Genomic DNA, 18071 nt, shown 5'->3' with positions numbered 1-18071 from the left:
GGATCAGCAGTACTCCTCGCGAGTGACCTCGAGGTAGCGCACGGCAGCGGCGTCCGCCGACATCCGCGAGTGTGTGGCCCCCGCGGCGTAGGCGGCGATCGGCCGAAGCGTGGCGAGGACGTCATGCTCCGGCACTCCCGCACTCAGCTGGTCGCACACCCCTCGCACCACCGCCAGGACGGTGTCGTCCCCGACGTCGGCGACCAGACCGGACGCCTCCAGCATCTCCTTCACCCGCAGGAACCGCGCGTCGGGCGGCATCGTGGAGGGTGCGGGCGCGGTCGACGTCGTGGAGGGGGCGGCCTGCGCCTCGTCCGGGGCCGGCGCCACCGACCCGCAGGCGGCGGAGACGAGGAACCCGCTCAGCGCCGCGACCGCTGCGCACCCCGCTCGACGTACCCGATGGTGCGCTGCCCGATAGGTCACTTGTTCGTTCCCTCCGCGGATGATCCGTCCCGTGTCCCTGCCCGGAAGGACGGTACCGTCCTTCCGGCCGGTCGTGGGCTGCCCTCAGCAGTGGGTGGGGGCCACGAGACCCGTGAGCACGTCCGGCAGCGGCTCCGAGTGCACCACCCCGAGACGCTGGGTCGCGCGGGTCAACGCCACGTACAGATCGTTCATCCCGCGCGACGAGTCGGTGAGGATCTCGGCCGGTTCGACGAGCAGAACCGCATCGAACTCCAGGCCCTTGACCTCCTTGACGGTCGCGACCGTGACCGACTCGGATGCGAGAGGTTCCCATTCGCGTACGAGGCGTGCGGGCGCGAGCACGGCCGTCGTGCCCGGGCCGGTCTCGGCGTCGAGAGCGGCCCGCACGGTCGCCGACAGCGCCTCCGCGTCGACCTGCTGCGCCCACGGCTCGAAACCGGATTCGCGCACCGACTGCGGCGGCACCTGATCGGGATCGATCTCGGCGAGCACCGCATGTGCGATCCGCATGATCTCCGCCGGCGTGCGGTAATTGACCGTCAGTTCGGTCTTCTTCCACCGGTTCGCGACGTACGGTTCGAGGATCTGCTGCCACGACTCGGTTCCCGCCGGATCACCGGTCTGCGCGGTGTCGCCCACGAGGGTCATCCAGCGATTCGGGATGCGGCGCATGATCGTTCGCCACGCCATCGCGGACAGCTCCTGCGCCTCGTCGACGATCACATGACCGTAGGTCCACGTGCGATCACCCGCCGCGCGTTCGGCCGTGGTCTCGTGGCGGCGGTGGTTCTGCCGTTCGGCGAGCTGGGTGGCATCGATGAGGTCGTACGCCATGAGCAGTTCGGGATCGAGATCGTCCTCGAGATCCTGCGGCGCCGAACCGGTGAGGATGTCGAGTGCACCCTGCGCGTCGGCGATCTGCTTGCGCCAGCGCCGCTTCGCGCGTTCGCGCTCGGCGGCGTCGTCGACACCGAGCAGTTCGGCGAGTTCGTCGAGCAGGGGAGCGTCGGCCGCGCTGAAACGTCCCGGTGCGTCGGGGCGGTACAGCGCGTCGATCTGCTCGTCGGACAACGCCGGAGCCGCCGACGCGATCCGGTCGCGCGAAGCCAGCAGATCCGAGAGTACTTGCTGGGGGGACAGTTCCGGCCACAATGCGTCGATCGCGGCGATGATGTCACGGTCCGAACGCATCTCGGACCGGATGTCCTGGATGTCCTCCCGGCTCAACAGATTCGCGCCGCCGAGCGGATTCGATCCGATGATCCCCGCGAGCTGATCGGCGAGTGCGTCGATCACCCCGCCCACGAAGATCGGCCGGGCCAGGTTGTGCGGTCGGCGGGACGACCGAGCGCGACCGCGTGCGCGGGTGACGATCTTGCGGTCGAGCGTGAGCGCATAGGTGTCGAAGCTCAGGTGCACGGGGGAGCGGGGCACCTCCTGCCGGTCGCGGACGGCCTTCTCGAGCACCTTCACCATGTCCAGGGAACCTTTGAGCTCGCCGCCCTCCGGGTTGTCCGTGACGGTGGGCGTCACCCCCGGATACAGATCACCGACCGTGGAGAGCAGCACTCCGGTCTCACCGAGCGAGGGCAGCACCTGACCGATGTAGTCGAGGAAGCGGCTGTTCGGGCCCACGATGAGTACGCCGCTCTTGGCCAGCTGCTTGCGGTAGGTGTAGAGCAGGTAGGCCGCCCGGTGCAGCGCCACCGCGGTCTTGCCGGTTCCCGGACCGCCCTGGACGACGAGCACGCTGCGATGCTCCGAGCGGATGACCGTGTCCTGTTCGGCCTGGATGGTCGCCACGATGTCGTGCATCTGCCCGGTGCGCGCGGCGTTCAGCGCGGCAAGCAACGCCGACTCACCGGCCACACCCCCCGCCGCCTGGGTATCGGCATGCTCGAGGGCGGCGTCGAGGTCGAGATATTCGTCGTGCAGAGCGGTGACGGTCCGGCTGCGGCTGCGGATATGACGTCGCAGTACGACCCCGTCGGGAGCGGCGGGGGTGGCGAGGTAGAACGGGCGGGCCTGCGGTGCCCGCCAGTCGAGCAGCAGCGACTCGTAGTCGTTGTCCTCGTCGAGGATGCCGAGCCGACCGATGTACCGGGTCTCCGCGCCGTCCTCGGTCGTCACTGCCGCATCGGTGCCGTCGTCGCGGACGTCGATGCGGCCGAAACACAGGCCGTGCTCGGCGGCGTCGTACTTCGCGATGTCCTCGGTGTACATCTGCGTGAAGGACTCGCGCTCGCTGCGTGCCTGCGGAGTGCCTCCCGTCTCCTTCAGCACGCGGGTCAACCGAGTCCGGGCGTAGTCGCGCAGCCCGTCGAGATGCGTGTAGAGCATCGCCACGTAGGCCTGCTCGCGATCGAGCTCCGGATGGGACGCGCCATCAACCGGCACAGGGACTCCTCGGGATAGACAGGACGAGATCGCTCCGCCGTGCGCAGGATGATGCGCTGACGAAAGTGCCCGAGAAGTCTAGTCGTCGCCGTAAGAAAACAGGCAGAAATCCTGGTCACAGCAGTGCGGGCGTGCGACCGAGTCGCACGCCCGCACTGCTGTGCCGTACTCGATTACTTCTTCTTCTCGATGTTCTTCTCGAGCGCCCTGATGTTCTTCGCCAGCTTCTTCTCCGCCTTCGTGCCCTGCTTGCGCGCAGCCTCGGCACGCAAGCGCGCCTTCTCCGCGGCGACGTGCGCCCGGGCGTTGAGGATCGCGGACTGTTCCTCGGCGAGCTTCGCCCACTCCGAGCTGCGATCGACCGTCGTGTCCCACAGCTTCGAGCCGCGCTTGCGGGCGGCGTCGGCGATCTCGGGGGTACGCTCCCGCGCAAGCTCGAGCAGCTCGGTGCCGCGTTCACGGGCGCCTTCGGCGAGTTCGGGAGCGCGTTCGCGGGCCACACCGAGGATCTCGGCGCTGCGATCGCGCGCCCGCTCGGTCAGCACCGGACCGCGGTCGCGGGCGACCTCGAGCAGTCCGCTGCCGCGTTCGCGCGCCACCTCTGCGATTTCCGGCCCACGCTCCTTGGCGATCTCCAGGAGATGGCCACCTTGCTCGCCGGCCTCCTCTGTCAGTGCCTTCACCCGTTCGGCGACCGTGTGCAGCGCCTCCGCCGTGTGCCCGTCCGAGGAGTGGCCCGGCAGGGCGGCGGCCACCGACTTCTGCGCGGCTCGCGCGGCACGGCGGCCCCGCCAGCCGAGCGACGGCTTGCCCTCGGTGTCGACGGCCGCGATGAGCAGTCCGCCCATCAGGCTCACGTTCTTGATGAGCTGAGTGCGCTGCTGGGCGCGGGCCTCCGGGTTCTCGGCGTTCCAGAAGTCGTGGCCCGCAACGGTGGTCGGCACGAGGCTGCCGATCAGGGCGAGAGCGGACAGACGCGGTGCCTTGCCGAGGGCGAACAGGGTGCCGGCGCCGATCTGGACGGCGGCGTTGATCTGTACGAGAGTCTCGGGATTGCTGGGGAGCCGGTCGGTGATCGATGCCGGCAGCGCGTTCACAGCCTGATCGAGCCCGGGCTGCGCAGCACCTGCCTTCGGCTCGGGCTTCCGCAGGGCGTCGATGCCCCCTGCGATGAAGATGGACGCGAGCATGGGCCGCGCGATTCTCCGGACGAGCATGTGGTTCCTCCCGTGGTCGGCTGTGTTTCCAAACCTTGACACAGGTACCCCGGGAGTCACGGAAATATGCGCGAAGCAGGGACAAAGGGCACCGGCCGATATTTCGGATGGTACGGAAAGCATTGAATAACGGAATTCCTCACCGGTGGGATGCCGTTCTCACGTCTCACTTCGACAGCCCGCCCGCCGCGCCTGCCGGCGAGATCCGGGGCGGCCGATCCTCGGAGGTCAACAGCAACTCCGCGACCTTCTCGAACAGATGCGTACCTGCTGCGGTGTCGATGCTTCGCTCGACGGTCAGATGTGCGACGCGACCGTGCGTCCGGAGCGTGGCGATCTGATTTCCGAAAGTCGGACCCGACACCCTCGACCACGAGAACGACGCGACGGGAACGGCCGTCACGCGACCCAGCAGTAGCCGCACGACATGCTCCGCCGTGCGGCTCCATGCAGCGCGGAAGGCGACCCGGACGGCTGCGGGGACATGGTTGTGCAACGGTGAACAGGTCAGCTGGTAGACCGCACCGGCGGTCGGTGTCCCGAACCGGACACGGGCGGCATACGCATGGTGCACGTCGCCCGAGAGGACACAGATCGTCGCGGGCGCACGACCGGACGTCCCGGCGCGCCGTCCGGCGGCGACGTCCCGCAGCAGGCGTCCGAGCCGCTCGAAGGAGTCGCGGAAGGCCGACCAGTGTTCGAGGTCCGCAGCACGACGAAGTTTCTCGGCCCAGCGAGCCCAGTGGTCACCTCGCACACCGGACGCGAGTTTCTCGTCCCACGCCTCGAGGTCGTGCATCGCGCGGGGGAGCAGCCACGGCAGCGACGTGCCGACCAGCAGATGGTCGTAGTCGCCGTCGGTCTGCTGCTCGATCCAGTCGAACTCCGGATCGGACACCATGTCCCGCCGCTCGGGCGCGAGCACCCGCCCGCACCGCGAGTCGATCACCAGCAGACGCACCGACCCGAAATCACGGCGGTAGGACCACCGCGCACCCGGAGCCCCGTCCGCTTCTTCGTCGGCACCGGATGCGAAGGCGCGCAGAATGGGCTCGGCGTCACCGGTACAGTTCCGCACCCGCCCGTAGAGCGGCTCCTCGTCCAGCTCGTCGGGGGAGAGGTTCCCGAGATGCTGATAGATCCAGTACGACGCGAGTGCCCCGACGATGCGTTCCTCCCACCACGCGGACGATTCCATTTCCCTGCGCCACGAGTAGGAGGTGTTCCAGTCGTCGTGCACGTCGTGGTCGTCGAAGATCATCGACGTCGGCACGTTCGACAACAGCCACCGGACGTCGTCTTCGGACCACGACCGGTGGTACAGCCAGGTGTACTCCTCGAAGTCGCGTACCTGCGCCCCAGGTGGTTCCGACAGATCGTGCCGCTCACCGACCCGCTGCTTCATCTCCTGTGACAACTCGTCGGCATACACCTGATCGCCGAGCAGCAAGAGGGCATCGGGCCATTCGTCGGTGGGTAGAGAACGCATGCGCTGCGCGTACGCGACGAGCGCGTCCTTCCCCAGGACGGCCGTCGGTTCCGCGCTCTCCGACGCCACGCGGCACGAACCGAAGGCGAGCACGAAGGTGTCGGTGTCGTCCCCCGAGGTCCGGATCGAGGGGGGCGCGTCACCGGCCGGCGGCCACACGAGGTGTCCGTCCACCCGCACCTCGTAGGGCGTCTCCGATCCGGGTTCGAGCTCTCGGACGACGACGAGCGCGTAGTGATGGCCCGCGACGGTCCACGTACGCTCCGCACTGCCGAGCACCTCGACCGTGCAGGGTGCGGACGTCTCCACCCAGATCGTGGCGTCCGTGTCGCCGATGTGCCGGAGTACCGGCCCGAGTACGAGATCCGCCACGGTGTCAGCGCCTTCGTGCTCGAGCGAGCGAGCTCGTCATGGGTTTCGAGCGTACTCGCAGCGCTCCTGTCCAGGATGGTTCCGGCGAACTTCGATACCGGTTCGCCCTCCGGGATGCCGCGACGGGGAGCACCCTGGAACGGACGCACCCGAATCGACCCGCGCGGGTCGGTGCCGCGTAGTGGAAAGGGGGACCGGACATGACCGACGCAGAGGAGCCGACCCGCTGGGACACGCTCGACAACGAAGAGAAACGACAGGCACGGGAGAAGGCCGAGGAGATCGACCGGATGTACGAGCCGGGGGTTCGGCCGACCACGGTCGTGCCGGGGACGAACGGGATGGTCTCGGGAACGGCCTTCGCAGACATGGCCGACGAACACTTGGGCAGGACCGAGGAGGTCGAGGCGGAGAACGGTGCATCGGCTCCGGGTACGGAACGCGCACGCGAGTGAATTGCCTCAATGACCGGTACGCGTGCTCCTGGGTGACCGTAGCGTCCATCGCTTCACTCGGATTCCTCCACCAGCAGGAATCCGGAGGTGGTCACCACGTGTGATTCGCCCGAATCGGCTTCCATGCGACTGGAACTTCCGACGAACAAACAACCGCGCATCGGCTCGATCGAGAAGCCTCCGTACATGCCGGTGATCGGGTACCGCAGGATGCCGGTCGGGATCTCCGACAGGATCTCGGTACTGGGATGGCGCAATTCCCTTGACGATTCAGGCCGGATGCGTGCCTCGATCGAGCGGGCCGGCCGCTCGTCGAACAGTGTTGTCTTGTCTCGGTCGAGGCGGTTGCACACTTCCGGGCTCAGGGCGGCTTCGACCCCCCGTGCCAGACGGCGTCGGCTGGGGTGTCCGTCATCGGAGAGTTCCTGTATGCAGAACAGATCACCAGCCGCGCTCACGCCACTCTCCGAGATGCGGACGCTCGGCTCCGAGGGTCGAGTCCTTGCCGTGCCCGGGATAGAAGATCGTCTCGTCGTCGAACCGGTCGAAGATCTTCGCCTCGACGTCGCCGAGCAGAGAGCGGAATGCATCGTCGTCCGGGGTCTTGCCGACCCCGCCGGGGAACAGGGAGTCGCCGGTGAAGATGTGCGCGCGGCCCGTGCCCTGCTCCGTGAGGACCAGTGCGACCGACCCCGGGGTATGTCCTGAGAGGTGGATCACCTCGAGATTCAGCTCACCGATCTGCACGGTGTCGCCCTCGGTCAGGATCCGCTCGGGCGTCACCGGCAGGGGAGCGGCATCGAGCTCGTGCGCCGCCGTCGGCACACCGGTCGCCGCGGCCACCCGCTCGAGGCCCTGCCAGTGATCCCAGTGCTGGTGGGTGGTGACGATCAGCTCGAGTTCCGGTGCGTTGTCGCGGAGGAACTGCACGAGTCGTTCGGGTTCGTTTGCGGCATCGATGAACACGGACTTGCCGGTCGTGTCGTCGGTGACGAGATAGGTGTTGTTGTTCATCTCGCCGACGGCGAGTTTGACGATGCTCGCTCCGGGAATCCTTCGGCGTTGCGCGGGTCCGCCGGGAGTGACGTCGCCGGTGTAGGTGTCCTCGATGATCACGGGCTGCTGCGTCATGCAGTCAACCTACCTTCGCGTGCGCGCGCATGAGCACCGGACGCGTGGTTCGTCGACGGGGAGTGGTTCTTCGGCACGGAAACGTGTCGGTACCCGCGCCTACCATGGCTGAGGGCCGAACTGCGGCCTTGTCTACAGGAAGGATGTGGCGTGGCAGACCGCCTGATCGTGCGAGGAGCCAGGGAACACAACCTGCGTGGTGTCGACCTGGATCTGCCGCGCGACAGTCTGATCGTGTTCACCGGACTGTCGGGTTCGGGCAAGTCGAGCCTCGCGTTCGACACCATCTTCGCCGAGGGGCAACGGCGCTATGTCGAGTCTCTGTCGGCCTATGCCCGTCAGTTCCTCGGGCAGATGGACAAGCCGGACGTCGATTTCATCGAGGGTCTTTCGCCCGCGGTGTCGATCGACCAGAAGTCCACCAACCGCAACCCGCGGTCCACCGTCGGCACCATCACCGAGGTCTACGACTACCTGCGTCTGCTCTACGCCCGCGCCGGAACCCCGCACTGTCCGGTGTGCGGTGAGCAGATCTCCCGGCAGACGCCGCAGCAGATCGTCGACCAGGTGCTCGAGATGGAGCCCGGTGCCCGCTTCCAGGTCCTCGCGCCCGTCGTGCGTACCCGCAAGGGCGAGTTCGTCGACCTGTTCGAGCAGCTCACCATCCAGGGTTACTCCCGCGTGCGTGTCGACGGGGTGGTCCACACCCTGTCCGATCCGCCGAAGCTCAAGAAGCAGGAGAAGCACGACATCGAGGTCGTCGTCGACCGCCTCGCCGTCAAGCCCAGCGCGCAGCAGCGCCTCACCGACTCCATCGAGACCGCGCTCCGGCTCGCCGAAGGGGTCGTCGTGCTCGACTTCGTCGATCGCGAGGAGGACGCACCCGACCGCGAACGCCGGTTCTCCGAGACGCTCGCGTGCCCCAATTCGCACCCGCTGTCCATCGACGAACTCGAACCACGGTCGTTCTCGTTCAACTCGCCGTACGGTGCGTGCCCCGAGTGCGCCGGCCTGGGCGTGCGCAAGGAGGTCGACCCCGATCTCGTCGTTCCCGACCCGGATCTGAGCCTGGCCGACGGCGCGATCGCCCCGTGGTCGATGGGCCAGAGCGCCGAGTACTTCGGCCGGTTGCTGTCCGGTCTGGCCGATGCGCTCGGATTCGACATCGACACCCCGTGGCGGAAGCTGCCCGCCAAGGTGCGCAAGGCCGTGCTGGAAGGCAGCACCGAGCAGGTGCACGTGCGATACAAGAACCGCTACGGCCGCGTCCGCTCGTACTACGCCGAATTCGAAGGCGTCATGCCGTTCCTGCACCGCCGCCTCGAACAATCCGAATCCGACCAGGCCAAGGAACGCTACGAAGGCTATATGCGGGAGATCCCGTGTCCGGCCTGCGCCGGTGCGCGGTTGCGCCCCGAGATCCTGGCCGTGACGGTCAGCGCGGGCGACTTCGGCGCGATGTCCATCGCCGAGGTGAGCGATTTGTCGATCGCCGAGTGCGCGCGCTTCCTCGACGGTCTCGTCCTGGGCACGCGGGAGGCAGCCATCGCCGGGCAGGTCCTCAAGGAGATCCAGGCCCGGCTCGGCTTCCTGCTCGACGTCGGACTCGACTACCTCACCCTGTCGCGCGCGGCGGGCACCCTCTCCGGCGGTGAAGCGCAACGTATCCGTCTCGCCACCCAGATCGGCTCCGGTCTCGTCGGCGTGCTGTACGTGCTCGACGAGCCGTCCATCGGTCTGCACCAGCGCGACAACCGTCGCCTCATCGACACCCTCACCCGGCTGCGCGATCTCGGCAACACGCTCATCGTCGTCGAACACGACGAGGACACCGTCCGCGCCTCCGACTGGGTCGTCGACATCGGCCCACGCGCGGGTGAGCACGGTGGCAAGGTCGTGCACAGCGGCACCTACAAGGAGCTGCTCGACAATCCCGACTCGCTCACCGGGGCCTATCTGTCCGGGCGCGAGGAGATCGAGATTCCGGCGGTTCGCCGGCCCATCGACAAGGGGCGGCAGGTCACCGTCGTCGGTGCCCGCGAGAACAACCTGCGCGAGATCGACGTGTCGTTCCCGCTCGGCGTGCTCACCTGCATCACCGGTGTCTCCGGCTCCGGGAAGTCGACGCTCGTCAACGACATCCTCGCCACCGTGATGGCCAACAAGCTCAACGGTGCGCGACAGGTGCCGGGACGGCACACCCGCATCAACGGACTCGACCAGCTCGACAAGCTCGTCCAGGTCGACCAGTCGCCGATCGGCCGCACGCCGCGTTCCAACCCGGCTACCTACACGGGGGTGTTCGACAAGATCCGCACCCTGTTCGCGTCCACCACCGAGGCGAAGGTGCGCGGCTACCAGCCGGGCCGGTTCTCCTTCAACGTCAAGGGCGGCCGGTGCGAGGCGTGCTCGGGCGACGGCACGTTGAAGATCGAGATGAACTTCCTGCCCGACGTGTACGTGCCGTGCGAGGTGTGCCACGGCGCCCGCTACAACCGCGAGACGCTCGAGGTGCACTACAAGGGCAAGACCATCGCCGAGGTGCTCGACATGTCGATCGAGGAGGCCGCCGGGTTCTTCCAGCCGGTCACCTCCATCCACCGCTACCTCAATACGCTGGTGGAGGTCGGTCTCGGCTACGTCCGCCTCGGCCAGCCGGCGACGACCCTGTCCGGTGGTGAGGCGCAGCGCGTCAAGCTCGCCGCCGAACTGCAGAAGCGCTCCAACGGGCGTACCGCCTACATCCTCGACGAGCCCACCACGGGTCTGCACTTCGAGGACATCCGCAAACTGCTCGGGGTCATCAACGGTCTGGTCGACAAGGGCAACAGCGTGATCGTCATCGAGCACAACCTCGACGTCATCAAGACCGCCGACTGGATCATCGACATGGGTCCGGAGGGCGGCTCCGGGGGCGGCACGGTGGTTGCGCAGGGCACCCCGGACGAGGTCGTCACGGTGGAGGAGAGCTACACCGGACGCTTCCTTGCGGAGATCCTCGACGGCCGGGCCGCCGCGCCCACTCGCGCTCCGGCACGCAAGCGCGCCGCGAAGACGAAGACCACCGCGACGAAGACGACCGCAAAGGCCAAGACCACCACGAAGAAGGTGGCTGCCGCGAGCTGACGACCCGATCCGCCCGCCGCGACGGCGGGCGGATCCGGTCGTGGGAGTCGGAAGTGGGGTCGGAACCGGTGCCGCGTCGGATCAGTAGACCGGGCCGGTGTACTTCTCGCCCGGGCCCTTGCCCGGTTCGTCGGGCACCGCGGATGCCTCGCGGAAGGCGCGCTGCAGTGCCTGCAGTCCTTCGCGCAGCGGGCCGGCGTGCGGACCGAGATATTCCACCGACGAGGTGATCAGTCCGGCGAGGGCCGTGATCACGCGGCGAGCCTCGTCGAGGTCGCGTCGTGCGCTGCTGTCCGGATCCTCGTCGGCGAGACCGAGCTTCTCGGCAGCCGAACTCATCAGCATCACGGCTGCGCGGCTGATCACCTCGACGGCCGGAATGTCGGCGAGCTCGCGCACATCCTGTGCCGCAGCATCCTGATCGGGGGTCTCGGGAGCGTCCGTCATAGCGATGAGCATAGGGTCGCTTCGCTCGTCGCCGATGGCGCGGGTGGGGCGCGGATTCCCCGATTCGTCGCCGACGTGCATTTTTGTTAGACTGGACCGCACGACCGCCCACGGTGATCCTCCGTGGGCAGCAAAGTGGAGTCCGACTCCCACCTCTGGCGGCACATCGATGCAGCTCAGGGGTCCGGTCCCCCGGGTGCGCATGCCCCGGATGTCCGCCCTTCACCGGGCGGTGCGGATCACGCAGCGCGAGCTGGGTGCCGTCGACCGGTCGGTATCGGACCCCGTGTGGAGCCTCGGCACCACAGCGGGGTCTTCTTGTCGAGGAGTAGGGCCACGTGCTGCGGTGCGGTCAGACCGACCACACCGCTCTACCTAGGAGGCCCCATCAGCGCTGAGACCCGCATCAACGAACGCATCCGAGTTCCCGAGGTCCGACTCGTCGGACCCGGCGGTGAACAGGTCGGAATCGTGCGTGTTGAAGATGCCCTCCGCCTGGCAATCGAAGCCGACCTCGACCTCGTCGAGGTGGCACCCGACGCCCGGCCGCCGGTCTGCAAGATCATGGACTACGGCAAGTTCAAGTACGAAGCCGCGCAGAAGGCGCGCGAATCGCGCAAGAACCAGCAGCAGACCGTGATCAAGGAGCAGAAGCTCCGCCCGAAGATCGACGACCACGACTACGAGACCAAGAAGCGCAACGTCGTGCGCTTCCTCGAAGCCGGTTCGAAGGTCAAGGTCACCATCATGTTCCGTGGCCGCGAGCAGTCGCGCCCCGAACTCGGATTCCGGTTGCTGCAGCGCCTCGGCGCCGATGTCGCCGAGCTCGGCTTCATCGAGACCAGTCCGAAGCAGGACGGCCGGAACATGACCATGGTGCTGGCCCCGCACAAGGGTGCGAAGACCCGCGCGAAGGCTCAGGAAGCCGCGCAGGCCGCACCGGCGCAGGCCGCTCCGCGCCCGGCAGCCTCCGCCGCCCCGTCCACGGAGGCCGCGCCGGCTCCCGAGACGGGCGACGCCCCGAGCAACTAGCCCGCTCAGGCAGCACATCCGGTGCTGTCCGTGAGCACCGATGTACGCACACGACAAGAACTGAGGACTCCATGCCCAAGTCGAAGACCCACAGCGGCACCGCGAAGCGATTCAAGGTGTCCGGTAGCGGAAAGGTCCTGCGCCAGAAGGCGGGTCGCCGCCACCTGCTCGAGCACAAGTCCTCGCGGGTGACGCGTCGTCTCGACGGCAAGGCCGTCGTCTCCGACGCCGACACCCCGCGCGTCAAGCGCATGCTCGGGCTCTGAGCCTCTCCGACCGATCCACCCGGGGACGGACATCTCGTCCCCCGAACTCTGACAGGACATAACCAGTGGCACGCGTGAAGAGGGCCGTCAACGCCCAGAAGAAGCGTCGTTCGATTCTCGAGGCCTCGAAGGGCTACCGCGGACAGCGCTCGCGCCTGTACCGCAAGGCCAAGGAGCAGCAGCTCCACTCGCTGACCTACGCATACCGCGACCGTCGCGCCCGCAAGGGTGATTTCCGCAAGCTGTGGATCAGCCGCATCAACGCTGCTGCCCGCGCCAACGACATCACCTACAACCGCTTCATCCAGGGCCTCAAGGCCGCCGGTGTCGAGGTCGACCGCAAGATCCTCGCCGAGCTCGCCGTCTCCGACGCCGAGGCCTTCGCCGGTCTCGTCGCCGTCGCCAAGGCTGCACTGCCGGCCGACGTCAACGCTCCGGCTGCCTGAGTGCTGCCCTGAGCAACGACAATCTCCAGGAACGGCCCGTGGACACGCTCACCGAGCGCACCCCACGGGTCGTTTCTGCTGTGAAACTGCTCCGGACCGCCGAGCGTCGCAAGACCGGTCGGTTCCTCGCCGAGGGTGAGAACTCCGTCACCGAAGCGCTCGCCGCCGCACGGGTGCACGAGTTGTTCGTCACCGAGGCCGCCGCCGGTCGCTACGGCCGACTCGTCGACGACGCGCGCGGTCGCGGTGTGCGCGTGGGGATCGTCACCGAACGCGCCGCCGCCCGGCTGTCCGACACCGTGACCCCACCCGGTCTCGTCGCCGTGTGCGACACCCTCGACGTGCCGCTCGCCGAAGCGGTGACGTCCCGGTCGCGGCTGCTCGCCGTGCCGGTCGCCGTCGCCGAGCCCGGCAACGCCGGCACCCTCATTCGCGTGTCCGACGCGGTCGGCGCCGACGCCGTGGTGCTCGCCGGCGACAGCGTCGACCCGCACAACGGCAAGTGCGTGCGCTCCTCGGCCGGCAGCATCTTTCACCTGCCGGTCGCCCGCGAACGCGACATCGACCGGGTCCTGGCCGCCCTCACCGACGCCGGCGTGCAGATCCTTGCGACCGCCGCCGACGGCGAGATCGACCTCGACGACGCCGACGACCTGCTCGCCGCCCCCACTGCGTGGCTGTTCGGCAACGAGGCCCACGGACTCGACCCGCAGGTCGCCGCCCGCGCCGACCATCGCGTCCGAATCCCCATTCGCGGACGCGCCGAATCGCTCAACCTCGCCACCGCCGCCTCGATCTGCCTGTATGCGAGCGCGCGGGTGCAACATCGGGCCGCTCGGCCCATCACATAGGATTTCCTCCGGTGCGCCGCGGACTCCGGCCCGCACCGCGCCTGGAGAGATCACCCGTTCGTCCGAAGAAGGAGATGCACCGGTCGTGGCCAAGAAAGAGGGCGGCACCCCGCCGGCAGTCGATCCGAGCGCTCTGACCGAGGACGCGCTCACCGCCGCCGAGAAGTCCGCGATCGACGCATTCGCCGCTGCGACCGACCTCGACGCACTCGCCCAGGCGAAGATCGACCACCTCGGCGACAAGGCGCCCCTCTCCCTCGCGAAGCGTGCCCTGGGCTCGCTGCCCGGCAACGAACGCGCCGACGCCGGCAAGCGGGTCAACGCGCACCGCACGGCGGTGCAGGCCGCCTTCGACGACCGCAAGGCGGCGTTGCAGGCCGAACGTGATGCCGCGGTCCTCGTCGCCGAGGCCGTCGACGTCACCCTGCCCGCGACCCGCAGCGCGCTCGGCGCCCGGCACCCGATCTCGATCATCTCCGACGAGATCGCCGACGTCTTCGTCGCGATGGGCTGGGAGGTCGCCGAAGGCCCCGAGGTCGAGACCGAGCACTTCAACTTCGACGCCCTGAACTTCCTGCCCGACCATCCGGCACGCACGATGCAGGACACCTTCCACATCGCCCCGGAAGGTTCGCGGCAGGTGCTGCGCACCCACACCTCGCCCGTGCAGGTCCGCACCATGCTGCACCGCGACATCCCGATCTACGTCGTGTGCCCGGGCCGTACCTTCCGCACCGACGAACTCGATGCCACCCATACGCCGGTCTTCTCGCAGGTCGAAGGTCTCGCGGTGGACAAGGGTCTGACCATGGCGCATCTGCGCGGCACCCTCGACGCGTTCGCGCGGGCACTGTTCGGGCCGGAGACCCGCACCCGGATGCGACCGAACTACTTCCCGTTCACCGAACCGTCCGCCGAGGTCGACGTGTGGTTCCCGAACAAGAAGGGCGGTGCCGGCTGGGTCGAATGGGGTGGCTGCGGCATGGTCAACCCCAACGTGCTCCGGGCCTCGGGCATCGATCCCGACGTCTACACCGGGTTCGCCTTCGGTATGGGTCTCGAACGCACCCTGCAGTTCCGCAACGGCATCCCCGACATGCGCGACATCGTCGAGGGCGACGTCCGCTTCACCCTGCCGTTCGGTGTGCAGGGCTGAGAGCCCTCTCCCCACCCCGACTCCACCGACGACCGAACGAAAGAGCTGAGCACAAGTGCGAGTAGCGCAGTCCTGGCTGACCGAGATCCTGCAGCGCGCCACCCCGGAGTGGGACGTCACCGCCGAGGAACTCGACGCGGGATTCGTCCGGGTCGGGCTCGAGGTCGAGGACGTCGAGACCCTTGCCCGCATCGACAACCTCGTCGTCGGGCGGGTCGCGGAGATCACCGAGCTCACCGAGTTCAAGAAGCCCATCCGCTTCTGCAAGGTCGACGTCGGCGAGGACGAACCGCGTGGCATCGTGTGCGGCGCCCGTAACTTCGCCGAGGGCGACCTCGTCGTCGCGGCGCTGCCCGGCGCCGTGCTCCCGGGCGACTTCGTCATCGCCTCCCGCAAGACCTACGGCCACATCTCCGACGGCATGATCTGCTCGCTGTCCGAACTGGGCATCGGCAAGGACCACTCCGGCATCCTCGTGCTCGAACCGGGCAGTGCCGAACCCGGCACCGACGCCAACGACCTGCTCGGCCTCGGCGACACCCTCATCGAACTCAACATCACCCCCGACCGCGGTTACTGCTTCTCCGTCCGCGGGCTCACTCGCGAACTCGCGTGCGGCTTCGACCTCGAGTTCGCCGATCCGGCGAGCGTGCCGGCGCTGCCGTCCGACGGCGGGGAGTCCTACCCGATCCGGCTCGAGGCCGAGACGAACGCGACCCGGTTCGCCGCGCGCCGCGTCACCGGCATCGACCCGAAGGCCGTGAGCCCCTGGTGGATGCAGCGTCGCCTGCACACCGCCGGTGTCCGCCCGATCTCGCCCGCGGTCGACGTGACCAACTACGTCATGCTCGAGCTCGGCCAGCCGCTGCACGCCTTCGACGCCGCGACCCTGCGGGGTGAGCTGGTCGTGCGGCGTGCCCGGGCAGGGGAGAAACTCACCACCCTCGACGGTGTCGAGCGCGACCTCGATCCCGAGGACGTCGTCATCACCGACGACTCCGGGGTGATCTCCCTCGCCGGCATCATGGGCGGCTCCACCACCGAGGTCAGTGACTCGACCACCGACGTGTTGCTCGAGGCCGCCACCTGGGATCCGCTCGCCGTCTTCCGCGGCAACCGCCGGCACAAGCTCAGCAGCGAGGCCGGCAAGCGCTTCGAGCGCACCGTCGACCCGGCCGTGGCCCGTGCCGCGCTCGACCGGGCCGCGAGCCTGCTCGTCGAGATCGCCGGTGGCCGGGTCGAGCCGACCCTCACCGACATCGTCGTGCCCACCGAGAGCCCGACGATCCGCATGGACATCGACCTGCCCGACCGTATGGCCGGGGTGAGTTACCCGAACGGCACCGCCGCCCGCCGCCTCACGCAGATCGGCTGCACCGTCGAGGTCGGCGTCGGCGAGGACGGCCACGGCCAGCTCGTGGTTACCCCGCCGACCTGGCGTCCCGACCTGCGTCAGCCCGCCGACCTGGTCGAGGAGGTGCTGCGTTTGGAGGGACTCGAGCAGATCCCGTCGGTGCTGCCCAGCGCCCCGGCCGGGCGCGGCCTGACGGCCCCGCAGAAGCGTCGCCGCTCCGTCTCCCGCGCCCTGGCCTACGACGGCTACGTCGAGGTCCTCGCCCCCGTCTTCCTGCCCGCCGGTGTGTTCGACATCTGGGGACTGGACGCCGACGATCCGCGACGCGTGACCACGAAGGTCCTCAACCCGCTCGAGGCCGACCGCCCCGAACTGGCGACCACCCTGCTGCCGGGGCTGCTCGAGATCCTCGGGCGCAACGTCTCCCGCGGGCAGCGGGATCTGTCGCTGTACGCGATCGCCCAGGTCGTCCGGCCCACCCCGGAGACCACGCCGGTGCAGGCCCTGCCGGTGGACCGTCGCCCCAGCGACGACGAGATCGCGCTGCTCGAAGGGTCGTTGCCGGCGCAGCCCGTCCACGTCGGTGGTGTGCTCGCCGGTCTGCGCGAACCGGCCGGACCGTGGGGGCCGGGCCGGGCCGCCGATGCCTTCGACGCCTTCGCCGCCGCGGAGAGCGTGGCACGCGCCGCGGGGGTGCGCCTCGAGCGCCGCGCCGCACAGTACCTGCCGTGGCATCCCGGCCGCTGCGCCGAACTGCTCGTCGACGGCGTGGTCGTCGGTCATGCCGGAGAATTGCATCCGGCCGTGATCGAGCGTGCCGGGCTGCCGGCCCGCACCTGCGCCTTCGAGCTCGATCTCGATGCCCTGCCGATCGTGGAATCTCTTCCCGCCCCGCTCGTCTCGCCGTTCCCGGCGGTCCTGCAGGACGTCGCGGTCGTCGTCGATGCGAGCGTGCCGGCCGCCGATGTCGAGAGCGCGTTGCGCTCCGGTGGCGGCGACCTGCTCGAGGACATCCGCCTGTTCGACGTGTACGAGGGCGCCCAGCTGGGGGAGAACCGCAAGTCGCTCGCGTTCGCGCTGCGCTTCCGTGCCGCAGACCGCACCCTCACCGAGGACGAGGCCAGCGCCGCCCGCGAGGCGGCCGTCGCCGCCGCGGCCACCGCGGTCGGCGCGCAGCTACGCGCCTGAGGGGACGCGCGTGTCCCCGCCCGGCAGCCACACGTCGGGCGGGACCGTGGCGACCGTGCGACCCGCCCGGTCGAGGACGTGTCCGGCGAGCGTGTGGATTCGCGGCACGAGGACACGATCGCGCACCGTCGGATCGGGGCCCGCGCGAGCAGGCAGGCTCGCGCCGAACAGGACGCAGCGGGAGCCGGGCGACGTAGCCTGGATGCATGAGCAAGGATGAAGACGGCCGGGTGCCGTCCCCGGAGGAGCCCGACAGGCCGGAGCAACCCGTCCCCGACGTGACTCCCGCCGGTCCGGAGACGCCGACGGTGCCGGATGTGCCACCGGGCCCGGACATCCCGGACGTGCCGCCGATCGACCCGGAACCGAGCCCCGATCCCGACGTGACCCCGCGCGATGCGGCGACGCCGCACGATGTGCAGGTCCACGACGCCGAGATCGTCGACCCGGGGAAGGTCGACGCGGGAGTCGTCGGCACCGGTGTCCGTGCTCCGACGATCGAGGAGATCGCCGGCTACACCGCGGACGGGGTGCCGACCTTCGAGTCGGTGCGTGAGAAGATCGAGCAGCGCTCGGCAACCGCGCTCGGCGCCGAGGAACTGGCTCGTGCGACCGGGGTGGGTCGCACGCTCGACGAGCAGTACGAGGATCGTAGGGCGGCCGCCGCCGACCGTCTCGCCGAGATCCGGCGGTCACTGCGGTCGGAGTGAGTTCC

General features: G+C 68.8%; 16 protein-coding genes. 9 read left to right on the top strand and 7 right to left on the bottom strand.

The genetic code is table 11. From position 1 onward, the window contains the following. Nucleotides 1-3 precede the first annotated feature (3 nt). The 4 genes from EQ874_RS04980 to EQ874_RS04965 form a co-directional block, all read right to left on the bottom strand. Nucleotides 4-426 carry a DUF732 domain-containing protein gene (locus EQ874_RS04980; protein WP_129976059.1) on the bottom strand — a complete coding sequence of 141 codons (423 nt, stop codon included), beginning with the start codon at nucleotides 424-426 and terminating at the stop codon, nucleotides 4-6. Between the two features lie 84 nt (nucleotides 427-510). Then, complete coding sequence (locus EQ874_RS04975) at nucleotides 511-2769, bottom strand: ATP-binding domain-containing protein (protein WP_165369220.1); 2259 nt, start codon at nucleotides 2767-2769, stop codon at nucleotides 511-513. 230 nt (nucleotides 2770-2999) lie between these two features. Next, complete coding sequence (locus EQ874_RS04970) at nucleotides 3000-4043, bottom strand: DoxX family membrane protein (protein WP_207213489.1); 1044 nt, start codon at nucleotides 4041-4043, stop codon at nucleotides 3000-3002. A 166-nt stretch (nucleotides 4044-4209) separates the two neighbouring features. Beyond that, on the bottom strand, nucleotides 4210-5904 hold the full coding sequence (locus EQ874_RS04965; protein ID WP_129976057.1) for an alkaline phosphatase D family protein: 1695 nt from the start codon (nucleotides 5902-5904) through the stop codon (nucleotides 4210-4212). Between the two features lie 200 nt (nucleotides 5905-6104). Here EQ874_RS04965 and EQ874_RS04960 point away from each other — a divergent pair, with 200 nt between their 5' ends. Further along, nucleotides 6105-6359: a hypothetical protein gene (locus EQ874_RS04960; protein WP_129976056.1), complete on the top strand. Its 255-nt coding sequence runs from the start codon at nucleotides 6105-6107 to the stop codon at nucleotides 6357-6359. Between the two features lie 53 nt (nucleotides 6360-6412). Here the strand turns inward: EQ874_RS04960 and EQ874_RS04955 are convergent, their stop codons facing one another. Further along, a complete protein-coding gene (locus EQ874_RS04955) occupies nucleotides 6413-6616 on the bottom strand; it encodes a hypothetical protein (RefSeq protein ID WP_129976054.1) in 204 nt (67 codons plus the stop codon). Between the two features lie 184 nt (nucleotides 6617-6800). After that, complete coding sequence (locus EQ874_RS04950; protein ID WP_016934935.1) at nucleotides 6801-7490, bottom strand: MBL fold metallo-hydrolase; 690 nt, start codon at nucleotides 7488-7490, stop codon at nucleotides 6801-6803. Between the two features lie 150 nt (nucleotides 7491-7640). Here EQ874_RS04950 and uvrA point away from each other — a divergent pair, with 150 nt between their 5' ends. After that, nucleotides 7641-10616 carry an excinuclease ABC subunit UvrA gene (gene uvrA, locus EQ874_RS04945; protein WP_129976052.1) on the top strand — a complete coding sequence of 992 codons (2976 nt, stop codon included), beginning with the start codon at nucleotides 7641-7643 and terminating at the stop codon, nucleotides 10614-10616. A gap of 81 nt (nucleotides 10617-10697) precedes the next feature. Here the strand turns inward: uvrA and EQ874_RS04940 are convergent, their stop codons facing one another. Next, nucleotides 10698-11063, bottom strand: a complete 366-nt coding sequence (locus EQ874_RS04940) for a DUF1844 domain-containing protein (RefSeq protein WP_026003566.1) — start codon at nucleotides 11061-11063, stop codon at nucleotides 10698-10700. Nucleotides 11064-11381: 318 nt separating this feature from the next. Here EQ874_RS04940 and infC point away from each other — a divergent pair, with 318 nt between their 5' ends. The 7 genes from infC (at nucleotide 11382) to EQ874_RS04905 (ending at nucleotide 18066) form a co-directional block, all read left to right on the top strand. Continuing rightward, nucleotides 11382-12095, top strand: a complete 714-nt coding sequence (gene infC / locus EQ874_RS04935; RefSeq protein ID WP_084421781.1) for a translation initiation factor IF-3 — start codon at nucleotides 11382-11384, stop codon at nucleotides 12093-12095. A gap of 71 nt (nucleotides 12096-12166) precedes the next feature. After that, nucleotides 12167-12361, top strand: coding sequence for a 50S ribosomal protein L35 (gene rpmI, locus EQ874_RS04930; RefSeq protein ID WP_016935462.1), 195 nt, complete (start codon nucleotides 12167-12169; stop codon nucleotides 12359-12361). A 65-nt stretch (nucleotides 12362-12426) separates the two neighbouring features. Continuing rightward, nucleotides 12427-12807, top strand: a complete 381-nt coding sequence (rplT, locus tag EQ874_RS04925; RefSeq protein ID WP_006553977.1) for a 50S ribosomal protein L20 — start codon at nucleotides 12427-12429, stop codon at nucleotides 12805-12807. A 38-nt stretch (nucleotides 12808-12845) separates the two neighbouring features. After that, complete coding sequence (locus tag EQ874_RS04920; RefSeq protein ID WP_129976050.1) at nucleotides 12846-13658, top strand: RNA methyltransferase; 813 nt, start codon at nucleotides 12846-12848, stop codon at nucleotides 13656-13658. Between the two features lie 85 nt (nucleotides 13659-13743). Continuing rightward, nucleotides 13744-14814 carry a phenylalanine--tRNA ligase subunit alpha gene (gene pheS, locus EQ874_RS04915; RefSeq protein WP_064064223.1) on the top strand — a complete coding sequence of 357 codons (1071 nt, stop codon included), beginning with the start codon at nucleotides 13744-13746 and terminating at the stop codon, nucleotides 14812-14814. 55 nt (nucleotides 14815-14869) lie between these two features. Beyond that, nucleotides 14870-17356, top strand: a complete 2487-nt coding sequence (gene pheT, locus EQ874_RS04910; protein ID WP_129976048.1) for a phenylalanine--tRNA ligase subunit beta — start codon at nucleotides 14870-14872, stop codon at nucleotides 17354-17356. 206 nt (nucleotides 17357-17562) lie between these two features. Continuing rightward, nucleotides 17563-18066, top strand: a complete 504-nt coding sequence (locus EQ874_RS04905; protein ID WP_129976046.1) for a hypothetical protein — start codon at nucleotides 17563-17565, stop codon at nucleotides 18064-18066. Nucleotides 18067-18071: the final 5 nt, after the last annotated feature.

It is taken from the genome of Rhodococcus sp. Q1 (assembly GCF_004153645.1).
Lineage (GTDB): Bacteria > Actinomycetota > Actinomycetes > Mycobacteriales > Mycobacteriaceae > Rhodococcus > Rhodococcus gordoniae.
Note: the sequence above shows the minus strand (reverse complement) of the source record. Positions and strands in the feature narration are given on the sequence as shown.